Raw genomic sequence first — 14397 nt, forward strand, 5'->3', positions numbered from 1 at the left:
CGCCTTGATCGCCCTGGGGCGGGCGAGGCAAAAGGAAAGACCAGATGGCCAGGATCATCGTCGACGGCATCGAAGTGGACGTCCCGCCGGAGTACACGCTGCTCCAGGCGTGCGAAGAGGCGGGCAAGGAAATCCCCCGCTTCTGCTATCATGAACGCCTGTCGGTGGCGGGCAATTGCCGCATGTGCCTTGTCGAGGTGAAGGGCGGCCCGCCCAAGCCGACGGCCTCCTGCGCCATGTCGGTGCGCGACCTGCGTCCCGGTCCGAACGGCGAGCCGCCGGTCGTCCTGACCAATTCGCCCATGGTCAAGAAGGCGCGCGAAGGCGTGATGGAGTTCCTGCTCATCAACCATCCGCTCGACTGCCCGATTTGCGACCAGGGCGGCGAATGTGACCTGCAGGACCAGGCCATGGCCTTCGGCCTGGACCGCTCGCGCTATCACGAGAGCAAGCGCGCGGTGGAGAACAAATATATCGGCGCGCTGGTCAAGACCGAGATGACTCGCTGCATCCATTGCACGCGCTGCGTCCGCTTCACCGCCGAAGTCTGCGGCACGTCCGACATGGGCGCCATCGGCCGTGGCGAGGACATGGAGATCACGACCTATCTCGAAAAGGCGATGACCTCCGAGCTCCAGGGCAATGTCACCGACCTTTGCCCGGTCGGCGCGCTGCTGCCCAAGCCGCAAAATTTCCGCGCCCGCCCGTGGGAATATAACAAGACCCCCGGCGTGGACGTGATGGACGCGCTGGGTTCGGCGATCCGCATCGACACGCGCGGCCGCGAGGTCATGCGCATCCTGCCCCGTCTCAACGAGGCGGTGAACGAGGAATGGATTTCCGACAAGAGCCGCCAGATCGTTGACGGCCTCAAGACCCAGCGGCTCGACCGGCCCTATGTTCGTGAAAACGGCAGGCTGCGCCCCGCGAGCTGGGCGCAGGCCTTCGCCGCCATCGCCGCCAAGGTCAAGGCCGCCGCGCCGGAAAAGATCGGCTTCATCGGCGGCGATCTTTCCTCGGTCGAGGATCTGTTCGCGGCCAAGGCGCTCGCGGAATCGCTCGGCGTCAAGAATATCGACGGCCGCCAGGATGGCGTGAAGCTCGATCCGGCCAGGGGCCGCGCCTCTTATCTGTTCAACGCGACCATCGAAGGCGTGGATCGCGCCGACGCTCTGCTGATCGTGGGCTCGAACCCGCGCTGGGAAGCCCCGGTGCTCAACGCCCGCATCCGCCGACGCTGGCGCCATGGCGATTTCCCGATCGGCGTGATCGGCGAAAATCTCGACCTGACCTATACTTACACCCACCTCGGCGCCGGCACCGACGCGCTCGCCAAACTCGCGCAGGGCGAAGGTTTTGGCGAAATCCTCGCCAAGGCCGAGCGTCCGCTGATTCTGGTCGGGCAGGGGGCTCTGGCCCGCGAGGACGGCGCCGCCATTCTGGCGCTGGCCGCCAAGCTCGGCGCGCCGAAGGGCGACTGGACCGGCCTGTCCGTTCTCCACACGGCGGCCGCCCGCGTCGGCGCGCTCGATATCGGCTTCGTGCCGGGCGAGGGCGGTCTCGATACGGCGGCCATGGCCAAGGCCGGCGCGCTTGACGTCGCTTTCCTCGTCGGTGCGGACGAGATCACTGTCGAGCCGGGCGCCTTTGTCGTCTACGTCGGCTCGCATGGCGACCGCGGCGCCCATCGCGCCGACGTCATCCTGCCGGGCGCGGCCTATACCGAAAAGACCGGCACTTATGTCAACACCGAGGGCCGCGTTCAGATTTCCGACCGCGCCGCCTTCCCGCCCGGCGACGCCCGCGAGGACTGGGCGATCTTCCGCGCCCTTTCCGCCGTGCTCGGCAAGGCTCTGCCCTTCGATTCGCTGACGCAGTTACGCGCGAAGATCTATGAGGCCAGGCCATGGCTCGCGCGAGTCGACGCCATTGCGACCTCGGATCCCGCGTCTCTGGCTTCGCTGCCGGACGGGACTTTGGGGCATGGCGCGCTGGTCTCGCCGATCTCCGATTTCTTCCTGACCAACCCGATCGCCCGCGCCTCGCGCGTCATGGGCGAATGCTCGGCCCTTGCCCAGGGCCGCGTCACCGCCCAAGCGGCGGAATGAGGAGAAGAAGCACATGGACCTCCTGCTCTCCCTTCTCATCATCCTGGCGAAAAGCTTAGGCATTCTCATCGTCCTGCTGGTGCTGGTCGCCTATTATATCCTCGCCGACCGCAAGATCTGGGCGGCGGTGCAGCTGCGGCGCGGCCCGAATGTCGTAGGCCCCTGGGGCCTCTGGCAGTCCTTCGCCGACATGATCAAGTTCATGGTCAAGGAGCCGATCATCCCCGACGGCGCCAACAAGGGCGTCTTCCTGATCGCGCCGCTGGTCACAGCGACCCTCGCGCTGGCGGCTTGGGCGGTCATCCCGGTCAATGAGGGCTGGGCGGTCGCCAATCTCAACGTCGGCGTGCTTTACATCTTCGCCATTTCCTCGCTCGGCGTTTACGGCATCATCATGGGCGGCTGGGCGTCCAACTCGAAATATCCCTTCCTCGCGGCGCTGCGCTCGGCGGCGCAGATGGTGTCTTACGAGGTCTCGATCGGCTTCGTGATCATCACCGTCCTGCTCTGCGCCGGCTCGCTCAACCTCAGCGATATCGTCCGCGCGCAGGACACCAAATGGGGCATACTGGGCTGGTACTGGCTGCCGCTGCTCCCCATGCTGGTGATCTTCTTCGTGTCGGCCTTGGCCGAGACCAACCGTCCGCCCTTCGATCTGGTCGAAGCGGAATCGGAACTGGTCGCCGGCTTCATGGTCGAATATTCCTCGGGCCAATATCTGCTGTTCATGCTCGGCGAATATGTCGCCATCGTCACCATGTGCGCGCTGATGACGATTCTGTTTTTCGGCGGCTGGCTGCCTCCGATCAATATCGCGCCTTTCACCTGGGTGCCGGGCGTGGTGTGGTTCGTGCTCAAGGTGAGCTGGTTCTTCTTCCTGTTCGCCATGGTCAAGGCCTTCGTGCCGCGCTATCGCTACGATCAGCTGATGCGGCTGGGCTGGAAAGTGTTCTTGCCGATTTCGCTCGCCGCCGTGATCATCGTCGCCGCGGTGCTCGAATTCGTCGTCAAAGTCGGCCAGTGAGGGGATCGCCATGCCAATCGTGACCGCCGCCAAGGCCCTGCTGCTCAAGGAATTCGTCGGCGCCTTCTTCCTCTCCTTCCGCTATCTGCTGAAGCCGAAGGCGACGCTGAATTATCCGCACGAGAAAAACCCGCAATCGCCGCGCTATCGCGGCGAGCACGCGCTGCGCCGCTATCCCAATGGCGAAGAGCGCTGCATCGCCTGCAAGCTGTGCGAGGCGATCTGCCCGGCGCAGGCCATCACCATCGAAGCGGCGCCGCGCGGCAATGACGGCACCCGTCGCACCACGCGCTACGACATCGACATGACCAAATGCATTTATTGCGGCTACTGCCAGGAAGCCTGCCCGGTGGACGCCATCGTCGAGGGGCCGAACGCCGAATTCGCGACGGAGACGCGGGAGGAGCTGTTCTTCGACAAGCAGCGCCTGCTCGACAATGGCGCGGTCTGGGAGCGCGAAATCGCGCGCAACCTGGCTGCGGACGCCCCTTACCGCTGATTTTTCTCCCGCGCCATTCGGGCGCGGGCCTTGCCTAAAGCAGACTTTACCCCACGCCGACTCTTGATTAAGCCAAGTTTGTTTAATCCAGGTCGGAAGATGAGCGATCAAGGCCCGAACATCGGGCGCACAGGTGGACCATGACGTTAGCCGCGGCCTTTTTCTATCTGTTTTCGATCGTCACGATCGCATCCGCCGTCATGGTCATTTCGGCGCGCAACCCGGTCCATTCGGTGTTGTTCCTGATTCTCGCCTTCGTGAATGCGGCGGGCCTCTTCCTGCTGACCGGGGCCGAATTCCTGGCCATGATTCTGGTCGTCGTCTATGTCGGCGCGGTCGCGGTGCTCTTTCTCTTCGTCGTGATGATGCTCGATGTCGATTTCGCCGAATTGAAGCAGGGCTTCCTGCAATATCTGCCGGTCGGCATGCTGGTCGGCCTTGTCGTTCTGGTCGAACTGATCACGGTCATCGGCGTCTGGAGCGTGGCGCCGCAGGCCGCGCTCAACACGCCGACGCCGGCCAATCTTTCGAACACCGAGGCGATCGGCCGCGTGCTCTATACGCAATATGTCTATCTGTTCCAGGCCGCTGGCTTCGTCCTTCTGACGGCCATGATCGGCGCGATCGTCCTGACGCTGCAGCATCGGACGAATGTCCGCCGCCAGAACATCGCGGAGCAGAACGCGCGCACCCGCGCCTCGGCCATCGAAGTCAAGAAAGTCCCGTCTCGGGCGGGCGTGTGAGGAGCGGCCAATGGTCATCGGTCTTGAACATTATCTGATCGTCGCCGCCGTCTTGTTCACACTGGGCGTCGCCGGCATCATCCTCAACCGCAAGAACGTCATCGTGATCCTGATGTCGATCGAGCTGATCCTGCTCTCCGTCAATCTCAATCTGGTGGCCTTTTCGGCGCAATTGCACGACCTGACGGGACAGATCTTCGCCTTGTTCATCCTGACCGTCGCGGCCGCCGAGGCTGCGATCGGCCTTGCGATCCTCGTCACCTATTTCCGTAACCGCGGCACGATTGCGGTCGAAGACATCAATATGATGAAGGGCTGAACGACATGTATTCCGCTATCGTCTTTCTCCCCCTTCTCGGCTTTCTGATCGCTGGCCTGTTCGGTCGCAGGATCGGCGCGCGTCCCAGCGAGATCGTCACCACGTCATTTCTGTTCGTCTCGTGCCTTTTGTCCTGGATCGTGTTCGCACGCGTGGGCCTTGGCGGCGCGCCCTTTTCCGCGCCCGTGCTCGGCAACTGGATGACGTCGGGCGTCCTGAAAGTGGATTGGGCCCTGCGCGTCGACACGCTGACCGCCGTCATGCTGGTGGTGGTGACGACGGTGTCGTCGCTCGTCCATCTTTATTCGATCGGCTATATGCACGAGGACCCGTCGCGGCCGCGCTTCTTCGCCTATCTCTCGCTCTTCACCTTCGCCATGCTGATGCTGGTGACGGCCGACAATCTGGCGCAGATGTTCTTCGGTTGGGAAGGCGTGGGCCTCGCGTCCTATCTTCTGATCGGCTTCTGGTATGAAAAGCCCTCGGCGAACGCTGCGGCGATCAAGGCCTTCGTCGTCAACCGCGTCGGCGATTTCGGCTTCGCGCTGGGTATCTTCCTGGTCTTCATGCTGACCCAGTCGATCTCCTTCGATGCGGTCTTCGCCGCCGCGCCCGGCCTTGCCAACAAGACGATCCATGTCTTCGGCTCCGACTGGGACGCGATGACGATCACCTGCCTGCTGCTCTTCATGGGCGCTTGTGGCAAGTCGGCACAGTTCCTGCTCCACACCTGGCTGCCGGACGCGATGGAAGGCCCGACCCCGGTTTCTGCACTCATCCACGCCGCAACCATGGTGACGGCTGGCGTGTTCATGGTGGCGCGCCTCTCGCCCTTGTTCGAACAAGCGCCGGCGGCGCTGACCGTGGTGACGATCGTCGGCGCCACCACCGCCTTTTTCGCCGCCACGATCGGCCTGGTGCAGAACGACATCAAGCGCGTGATCGCTTATTCGACCTGCTCGCAGCTCGGCTATATGTTTGTCGCGCTCGGCATCGGCGGCTATTCGATCGGCATTTTCCACCTCTTCACCCATGCCTTCTTCAAGGCCCTGCTGTTCCTCGGCGCCGGCTCGGTGATCAACGCCATGCACCATGAGCAGGACATGCGGAACATGGGCGGGCTCGCGAAAAAAATCCCGATCACCTTCTGGTGCATGACCTTCGGCACGTTGGCGCTGACGGGCTTCCCGCTCACCGCCGGCTATTTCTCCAAGGACGCCATTATTGAGGCGTCCTATGCCGCAGGCGTGCATGGCCAGGCCGCGACCTATGCCTTCGTGATGACCGTGGTTGCAGCGGCGCTGACTTCTTTTTACAGCTGGCGCCTGGTGTTCATGACCTTCTTCGGCAAGCCGCACTGGGCCGAGGCTGGCCACGGCGATGCGCACGCCGCCGCGCATGGTCACGACGATCACGCGCATGGTCACGATGACCATGCCAAGGATGATCACGCTCATGACGATCATGGTCATCACGCGCTCGATCCGCATGAATCCCCGAACACGATGCTGATCCCGCTCTATGTGCTGTCCATCGGCGCGATCTTCGCCGGCCTCGCCTTTAAGAACGTCTTTATCGGCCATGACGCCGGCGAGTTCTGGCGCAATTCGCTGTTCGTCGGCCCCAACAACCACATCCTGCATGAAATGCACGAGATTCCGGAATGGGTCGGCCTCGCGCCTTTCCTGATGATGCTCGGCGGCTTTGTGGTCGCGGCCTATATGTATGTGTTCGCGCCGGAAACGCCGGCCCGTCTCGCCGCCCGGTTCAACCCGCTCTACAAGTTCCTGCTCAACAAATGGTACTTCGACGAGCTGTATGACTTCCTGTTCGTGCGTCCGGCCTTCTGGCTCGGCCGCCTGTTCTGGAAGGGCGGCGACGTTGCGATCATCGATCGCCTCGGCCCGGACGGCGTCGCGGCGCGGGTGCTCGACGGCACCAGCTGGATCGTCAAGTTGCAGACCGGCTACATCTATAACTACGCCTTTGCGATGCTGATCGGCCTTGCTGCGATCATCACCTTCTATCTGGTCGGCGGGGTACGCTGATGTTCGGTTTTGGCATTCTCTCCGGGCTGACCTTCCTTCCTCTGGTCGGCGCCGCGCTCATCCTGCTGGTTCCCGGCGAAACGGAATCGGGCAAGAACAACATCCGCTGGATCGCCCTGTGGACGACGCTCGTGATTTTCGCGCTGTCGCTCTATGCCTGGGGCAAGTTCGTTCCCGGCGTCGCGGACTTCCAGTTCCTCGAAGAAAAGAGCTGGTTCGGCTCGGGCCTCAGCTACAAGATGGGCGTGGACGGAATTTCCTTCCCCTTCGTGGTCCTGACCGCCTTCCTGATGCCGTTCTGCATCGCGGCGTCGTGGAACTCGATCGAGAACCGCGTGAAGGAATATATGATCGCCTTCCTTGTGCTGGAGACGCTGATGATCGGCGTGTTCTGCGCGCTGGATATCGTGCTGTTCTACCTGTTCTTCGAGGGCGGCCTGATCCCGATGTTCATCATCATCGGCGTCTGGGGCGGCAAGCGCCGCATTTATGCGAGCTTCAAGTTCTTCCTCTATACGCTTGCCGGTTCGCTGCTGATGCTCATCGCCATCCTGGCCATGTATGCCCAGACGCACACGACCGACATCACGGTGCTGCTGCACGCGAAGTTCGACCCGGACCTGCAGAAATATCTCTGGCTGGCCTTCTTCGCCTCCTTCGCGGTGAAGATGCCGATGTGGCCCGTGCATACCTGGCTGCCTGACGCCCACGTCGAGGCGCCCACGGCGGGTTCGGTGATCCTGGCGGGCATTCTGCTGAAAATGGGCGGTTATGGCTTCATCCGCTTTTCGCTGCCGATGTTCCCCGATGCGTCGCATTATTTCGCGCCGCTCGTCTTCGCCATGTCGATCATCGCCATCATTTACACCTCGCTGGTGGCGCTGGTTCAGGACGACATGAAGAAGCTCATCGCCTATTCCTCGGTGGCGCATATGGGCTTCGTCACCATGGGCCTGTTCGCCATGAACCAGCAGGCGGTGCAGGGCGCGGTGTTCCAGATGGTGTCGCACGGCCTCGTCTCCGGCGCGCTCTTCCTTTGCGTCGGCGTCATCTATGACCGGATGCACACCCGCGAGATCGCGGCCTATGGCGGCATTGTCGAACGCATGCCGGTCTATGCCGTGGCCCTGATGGTCTTCACCATGGCCAATGTCGGTCTGCCGGGCACTTCGGGCTTCGTCGGCGAGTTCCTGTCGCTGCTTGGCGTGTTCCAGGCCAATAGCTGGGTCGCCTTTTTCGCCACCACCGGCGTCATTCTATCGGCCGCCTATGCGCTGTTTCTCTATCGGCGCGTGGTGTTCGGCAAGCTCGAAAAGCCGAGCCTGCAAAGCCTGAAGGATCTCAGCCCGCGCGAAATGGCGGTGCTGGCGCCGCTGGTCGTGCTGACGATCTATTACGGCGTTCATCCCGGCCCGATCCTCGACGCCTGCGCCGGTTCGGTCGCCGAACTGATCAAGGGTTACGAATCCGCCTTGGCCCTGACCAAGACCGCCGCCCTCACGCTGCATTGAGAGACGTTCCATGAATTCGCTTAGTCTCGAAATCGCCCATGCGCTGCCGGAAACGATCCTCGCGGTCGGCGCCATCCTGCTCGTGCTGATCGGCGCTATTCGCGGCAAGGAGAGCGACGGACCGATGACCGAACTGGCCGTCGCCCTTCTCGGCGCAGCGCTGGTCGCCGTTTTCCTTGGCAGCGCCAAGGAGGCCGGCGCGGTCTTCAACGACTCCTTCATCGACGATCGCTTCGGTGATTTCATGAAAGGCCTGGCGCTGACCGGGTCGATCGTCACCTTGCTCATGTCCGGCGATTTCCTGCGCCGCAGCGGCGTCGACAAGTTCGAATTTCCGATTCTCGTCGTGCTGGCCACGCTCGGCATGCTGGTGCTGATCTCGGCCAATGGCCTGATCGCGCTCTATCTGGGGCTGGAGCTGATGTCGCTGGCGCTCTATGTCGTCGCGGCGCTCAGCCGCGACGATGCGCGCGCTTCGGAAGCCGGTCTGAAATATTTCGTCCTCGGCGCTCTGTCCTCCGGCATGCTGCTTTATGGCGCGTCCTTGCTGTATGGCTTCGCCGGCACGGTGTCCTTTGGCGGCATCGCGGCGGCGATCGGCGGACATCCGAGCACGGGCGTGATCTTCGGCCTCGTATTTCTCTTCGCCGGCCTCGCTTTCAAGATGTCGGTCGTGCCGTTCCACATGTGGACGCCGGACGTCTATGAAGGCGCGCCCACGCCGGTCACTGCCTTTTTCGCCTCAGCGCCGAAAATGGCCGCCGTCGCGATCTCGACCCGCGTCATCATGACCGCCTTCCCGGGCGCGGTCAGCCAGTGGCAGCAGATCATCGTCTTCATGGCGCTGGCCTCCATGGCGCTCGGCTCCTTCGCCGCGATCGGCCAGACCAACATCAAGCGGCTGATGGCCTATTCCTCTATCGGCCACATGGGCTTCGCGCTGGTCGGCCTCGCCGCCGGGACCGAGGCGGGCGTCAAGGGCGTCGCGCTCTATATGGCGATCTATCTGGTCATGACGCTCGGGACCTTTGCGGCGATCCTGTCGATGCGGATCAATGGCAAGGCGGTCGAGCAGATTTCCGATCTCGCCGGCCTCTCGCGCACCAATCCGCCGATGGCCTTCTTCCTGTCGATGCTGATGTTCTCGCTGGCCGGCGTGCCGCCGCTGGCGGGCTTCTTTGCCAAGTTCTACGTCTTCATGGCGGCCGTGGACGCACAGCTCTATTGGCTGGCCGTGATCGGCATTCTCACCAGCGCCGTGGCGGCCTATTATTACCTCCGTGTCGTCAAGATCATCTATTTCGACGATCCGGCCCCGGCGCTCGACCGTCCAAGCGGCACCCAGCGCGCCGTCCTGGCGCTCGCGTCGCTCGCCATGCTTCTATTCTGGGTCTATCCGGCGCCGCTGGTCGAGGCGGCCACCGCGGCGGCCCATTCGCTGTTCTGATCGCAAGCGAAATGATGTTTCAGCGCCTCCGGCGCGCGTCCATCCCTATCGATGGCCGACGCGCCGGAGGCTCTTTTGTGATCGGGCGCTGATGGATTTTTATTGCGCCCTTGGTCCGGCCGCGTCGCGCGCCGGATATCGACTCGAAGTCTTCACCGCGCTCGGCTCGACCAATGACGAGGCGATGAGTCGGGTCGCCGCCGGAGATCCGGGCCGGCTGTGGATCGTCGCCGCGACCCAGTCGCGGGGCAGGGGGCGCATGGGCCGCGTCTGGACGTCGCCGCCCGGCAATCTTTACGCCAGCCTGCTGCTGATCGATCCGGCTCCGCCGTCGCGCGTCGCGCAGCTTGGCTTCGTGGCGGGAGTAGCCTTGATCGACGCGCTGCGGGCGATGACCGCCGACGATCCCCGAATCCGTTTGAAATGGCCCAATGACGCGTTGTGCGACGGCGCCAAAATATCGGGCCTGCTGCTGGAGGGCGCCAGCCTGCGCAACGGACAATTCGCCTGTGTCGTCGGCATTGGCGTCAATTGCCAGAATTCGCCCGGCGACGCGCCTTACCCCACCGCCAGCCTGCGCAGCATCGGCGCGGCATCGGCGGATCGCGCCGCGCTGTTTGCGGCTCTGTCCGATCGTTTCGCGCATTGGCTGGAATTCTGGGCGCGCGGCGACAATTTCGCGGCCATTCGCGCGGCGTGGCTGGAGCGCGCGGGCGGGATCGGGGAGATGGCGCGGGTGACGCGCAACGGCCAGACGCTCGAAGGGCTCTTCCAGGGCATTGACGCGCAAGGGCGCATGCTATTGGAAAGGACGGGCGGAACGATCGAGACCATAGAGGCGGGCGACGTGGCGTTCGGCGCACAGAACCCGTAAAGGCAATTGGAATGGCGACAGATCAGGAAGAAATCGTTTTCGCTCCGCTCGGCGGTCTCGGCGAAATAGGCATGAACGCCGCGCTTTATGGCTTCGGACCCGCGAAAAAACGCAAATGGATTCTGGTTGATTGCGGCGTTGCTTTCGCCGGGGCGGACATGCCCGGCGTCGATCTCATCCTGCCCGATCTCGGCTTCATCGAGAAACACCGCGCCGATCTGCTCGGATTGATCGTGACCCATGCGCATGAGGATCACGTCGGCGCTATCGCGGCGCTGTGGCCGCGGCTGGGCTGCCCAGTCTATGCGACGGCCTTTGCGGCGGGCCTGCTCGCGACGCGGCGGCTGGCCGAGCCGGGCGCGCCGCAGGTGCCGATCAAGATCGTCGCGCAGGGGTCGCGGCTGACGCTCGGCCCGTTCGAGATCGAATTCGTGCCGATGTCGCATTCGATCCCGGAGTCGAACCTGCTCGCCATCCGCACCAAGGCGGGCGTGGTCGTCCATACGGGCGACTGGAAGCTTGACCCGACGCCGGGCCTCGGCCGGCCGACCGACATCGAGCGGCTGAAGAAGATCGGCGACGAAGGCGTGCGCGCTCTCATCTGCGACTCGACCAATATCCTGCGCGAGGGCGAAAGCCCGTCAGAGGCTCAGGTCGCCGCTGTTCTGCGCGAAAAGATCCTCGCGGCGACGGGCCGTGTCATGGTCACGACCTTCGCCTCCAATGTCACGCGGCTGCGCTCGGTCTGTCTGGCGGCCGAGGCGGCGGGACGCCGCATCGTGCTTGCGGGGCGCGCCATGGAGCGTTCGCTCGAGGTGGCGCGCGAATGCGGCTATCTCGACGGCGTCCCGGAATTGCTCTCGCTCGACAGTTTCGCGCGCCTCCCGGCGAACAAGGTGGTGGTGCTCGCCACCGGCAGCCAGGGCGAGGCGCGCGCAGCCATGTCGCGCATCGTGCGCGGCGAACATGCGGTCAAGCTCGCGCCCAATGATCTCGTCATTTTCTCATCGCGCACCATTCCCGGCAATGAGCGCGAGGTGAACGCCATCGTCAATGGCCTGATCCTGCAGGGGGTCGACGTGCTGACCGACCGCGACGCGCTGGTTCATTGCTCGGGCCATCCGCGCCGGGGCGAAGTCGCCAAGCTCTACGACTGGCTGCGTCCGCAGGTCGCGGTGCCCGCCCATGGCGAGCCGCTGCATCTTCAAGTGCATGCCGATTTCGCCCGCAGCCGGGGCGTCGAGCATGTCCTGATCGCGCATAATGGCGACATGATCGCGCTTGGCCCCGACAGTCCGACGCATCTGGCGCAAATTCCGTCCGGCAAGCTTTATCAGGATGGCGAATTGATCCTGAGCGCGTCCGAGGAATGTTTCCGTCAGCGCCACCGCCTGGCGGCGGCGGGAATTATTTCCATCGCCTTCGCCCTCACCGCCAAGGGCGATCTCGCGGGCGTGCCCGACGTCACCATGTTTGGCCTGCCGCAAAAGACGCGCGATAATCGCCCCTTAGGCGATGTCGTGGATCGCGCGCTGTTCGAAACGCTTGACACACTGCCACGCGCGAAGAAAAGAGACGCCGACGCCGCCTGCACGGCGGTGGAGCGCGCCGTGCGCTCGGCAGTCGCCGCCGTCTGGGGCAAGAAGCCGCATGTCCATGTGCTGGCGATAGAAGTTTGAGACAGGAGCAGAGCATGATCGGTCGTTTGAACCATGTCGCCATCGCGGTGAAGGACATCGCCGCCGCTTCCGAAACCTATCGCAACGTGCTGGGCGCCGAAGTCTCGGACCCGATCGCACAGCCCGACCATGGCGTGACGGTGGTTTTCATCCAGTTGCCGAACACCAAGATCGAATTGCTGGAGCCGCTCGGCGCCGGTTCGCCCATCGCCAAGTTTCTGGAGAAGAACCCCGACGGCGGCATGCATCATGTCTGCTATGAGGTCGACGACATCATCGCCGCCCGCGACCGACTGAAGGCGACGGGCGCCCGCGTCATCGGCGACGGCAATCCGAAGACCGGCGCCCATGGCAAGCCGGTGCTGTTCCTGCATCCCAAGGATTTCAACGGCACGCTCGTCGAAATCGAACAGGTCTGACCGAAGGGGCGCGAAATGTCGGACTTCAATTTCGCGCCTTTCACTTTGCCGATGGCGCTGGCCATCTTCTTCACCGCGTGGTGGGTTTGCCTGTTCGCGGTGCTGCCCTTCGGCGTGCGCAATCATCAGGAAGCGCGGGAAGACCTCCCGGAGGGGGCGGATCCCGGCGCGCCCGTCGCGCCGTTGCTCCTGAAAAAGGCGCTGGCGACCACGCTGCTCGCCTTTGCCGTCTACGCCATTGTCGTGGTCATGGCGAATGTGATGGGCTGACGTCCACAGCTTGCGGCGTCTGGCTCGGAGCGCCTCCGGCTTTCAGCGCGGCGTCGCGCCGCTCGAACCGCCTCATGGCGTGTTGCAGGACAAGCTGCGTCTTCCATTGCTCGCCTTTTGCGGCGTCGCCGGGCTTGGCGATGCAGTCGGCGACCGCCTCGTGAAGTTCTTTCTCCAGCGTTTCCAGCCGTTCGCGATCTGCTGTATTGGCCTCATGCGCGATCGAAAGCAGGCGCTCGACGGCGTCGCGATCCTTTTTCGAACCGCGCGCATTGAACATGCTGACCAGCAGGGTGATCAGCGACGCGCCAATGCTCAGAGGAATGCCGAAAATATAGAGATAGCGCTGCGCCTGATCGAAAAAGCTCTGGTCGCCATTGGAGAGATAAGCGGCAAAGCCCGGATGAATCGGCAGCAGGGGATTCTGGTCGGAGACGTCGGGCGCCTCGATCTGCCCCGCCATCGGGGCGACATTCATCAATTGCGCCTTGGCCGTCAGGATGGATCGCCCGATGGCGTCGGCGACGATATCGAGCATGGTGATCGGCACGGCGAAGCGGTAATTGACCGCCAGCATGGTCACGGTGTCGTCGGGAACCGCAGGTTTCGCCTTGAAGCCGCCCTCTGGAACGTCATAGGATTCGAACATCGGGAAGCGTTTGACGATGGCGTCGGCGTCGTCGAAGCCGAGGACTTTCGGCGTTCCCTTGGTGGCGGCGGCGATCGAGGCGACCGTATCGACGGCCGGGCCCGGGCCGACGGGACCGACCGCGACCGCGGCGACGACCCGTTTGTGCAGGATCGCCGGACCGATGTCTTCGATGGCGAGGAACTCGCGTTTCACCTTGTCCGGCGTGATATTGTAAAAGTTCAGCAGCAGGTCGAGCGCGTGGGAATCGTCGTCCTGCGCGGGTCCGCTGGGAATGGCCACGCTCTTGCCGGTCAGATCGGGAAGGCTGCTGATCGAGGAGTGGTGCGGCACGATCACGGCGACCGCGTCATGACGCAGGATGACCAGCGTCTCGCCATTGGCGGGCAGCGTCGCGTCGCTGCGGATGATCGCGATGTCCGCCTTGCCCTGTTCCAAGGCCTTGGCGCTCTCGGTCAGGCTTGCGACGGGCACGGTCTGGAACCGGATGCGGGGATGCTGCGCCTCGGCGACCTTGATGAAGGCCGATATGAAACGCTGCGCTTTCGAGCCCTCTACGCCGGAGGTGATGCGCAGCGTGGCGTGCGGCGACCAGAGATAGAGGATGCCCAACGCCGCCGCCGCGACCAGGAAAACGACCGCGAAGACAATTCCCATGACGCGCTGTTTCGCGAAAAGTCCGAACATTTTGCGGGCTCCTGCGCTGGTCGAACTGATTCTTCCGTTCGGCCAATGGCGGGAACCTTACGGCGGCGAAACGCGAAGGGGAACCGGTATTCTCTTGCAGCGAATCCGCCGCCCACGCGA

The 14397-nt window shown here is 63.6% G+C and carries 13 protein-coding genes; 12 read left to right on the top strand and 1 reads right to left on the bottom strand.

Translation table 11 applies throughout. From position 1 onward, the window contains the following. Positions 1-44: 44 nt before the first annotated feature. From nuoG to QZ409_RS11150, 12 genes are all read left to right on the top strand, one after another. Complete coding sequence (nuoG, locus tag QZ409_RS11095; protein ID WP_296710786.1) at positions 45-2108, top strand: NADH-quinone oxidoreductase subunit NuoG; 2064 nt, start codon at positions 45-47, stop codon at positions 2106-2108. Positions 2109-2121: 13 nt separating this feature from the next. Further along, positions 2122-3132, top strand: a complete 1011-nt coding sequence (gene nuoH / locus QZ409_RS11100) for an NADH-quinone oxidoreductase subunit NuoH (RefSeq protein WP_296710790.1) — start codon at positions 2122-2124, stop codon at positions 3130-3132. 10 nt (positions 3133-3142) lie between these two features. Continuing rightward, positions 3143-3631, top strand: a complete 489-nt coding sequence (nuoI, locus tag QZ409_RS11105; protein ID WP_296710793.1) for an NADH-quinone oxidoreductase subunit NuoI — start codon at positions 3143-3145, stop codon at positions 3629-3631. A gap of 140 nt (positions 3632-3771) precedes the next feature. Then, on the top strand, positions 3772-4374 hold the full coding sequence (locus tag QZ409_RS11110; protein WP_296710795.1) for an NADH-quinone oxidoreductase subunit J: 603 nt from the start codon (positions 3772-3774) through the stop codon (positions 4372-4374). Between the two features lie 10 nt (positions 4375-4384). Next, positions 4385-4693, top strand: coding sequence for an NADH-quinone oxidoreductase subunit NuoK (nuoK, locus tag QZ409_RS11115; RefSeq protein WP_283365506.1), 309 nt, complete (start codon positions 4385-4387; stop codon positions 4691-4693). Positions 4694-4698: 5 nt separating this feature from the next. Beyond that, positions 4699-6741: an NADH-quinone oxidoreductase subunit L gene (gene nuoL / locus QZ409_RS11120; protein WP_296710800.1), complete on the top strand. Its 2043-nt coding sequence runs from the start codon at positions 4699-4701 to the stop codon at positions 6739-6741. Further along, positions 6741-8252, top strand: coding sequence for an NADH-quinone oxidoreductase subunit M (locus QZ409_RS11125; RefSeq protein ID WP_296710804.1), 1512 nt, complete (start codon positions 6741-6743; stop codon positions 8250-8252). The genes nuoL and QZ409_RS11125 overlap by 1 nt, the downstream gene beginning before the upstream one ends. Positions 8253-8262: 10 nt before the next feature. Beyond that, complete coding sequence (nuoN, locus tag QZ409_RS11130; RefSeq protein WP_296710807.1) at positions 8263-9699, top strand: NADH-quinone oxidoreductase subunit NuoN; 1437 nt, start codon at positions 8263-8265, stop codon at positions 9697-9699. 91 nt (positions 9700-9790) lie between these two features. Further along, positions 9791-10573, top strand: coding sequence for a biotin--[acetyl-CoA-carboxylase] ligase (locus tag QZ409_RS11135; RefSeq protein ID WP_296710811.1), 783 nt, complete (start codon positions 9791-9793; stop codon positions 10571-10573). Between the two features lie 11 nt (positions 10574-10584). Continuing rightward, on the top strand, positions 10585-12252 hold the full coding sequence (locus QZ409_RS11140; RefSeq protein ID WP_296710814.1) for a ribonuclease J: 1668 nt from the start codon (positions 10585-10587) through the stop codon (positions 12250-12252). A 14-nt stretch (positions 12253-12266) separates the two neighbouring features. Continuing rightward, positions 12267-12671, top strand: coding sequence for a methylmalonyl-CoA epimerase (gene mce / locus QZ409_RS11145; RefSeq protein WP_283365512.1), 405 nt, complete (start codon positions 12267-12269; stop codon positions 12669-12671). Positions 12672-12686: 15 nt separating this feature from the next. After that, positions 12687-12941 (top strand): DUF1467 family protein, encoded by a 255-nt coding sequence (locus tag QZ409_RS11150; RefSeq protein ID WP_296710824.1) that lies wholly within the window; start codon positions 12687-12689, stop codon positions 12939-12941. Here the strand turns inward: QZ409_RS11150 and QZ409_RS11155 are convergent. Next, the gene (locus QZ409_RS11155; RefSeq protein WP_296710825.1) at positions 12919-14277 is read right to left on the bottom strand and encodes a TAXI family TRAP transporter solute-binding subunit; all 1359 of its coding nucleotides are present in this window, start codon (positions 14275-14277) and stop codon (positions 12919-12921) included. The genes QZ409_RS11150 and QZ409_RS11155 overlap by 23 nt on opposite strands. Between the last annotated feature and the right edge of the window lie 120 nt (positions 14278-14397).

Source organism: Rhodoblastus sp., from assembly GCF_019449565.1.
In the GTDB taxonomy this organism is placed as follows: Bacteria; Pseudomonadota; Alphaproteobacteria; order Rhizobiales; family Beijerinckiaceae; genus Rhodoblastus.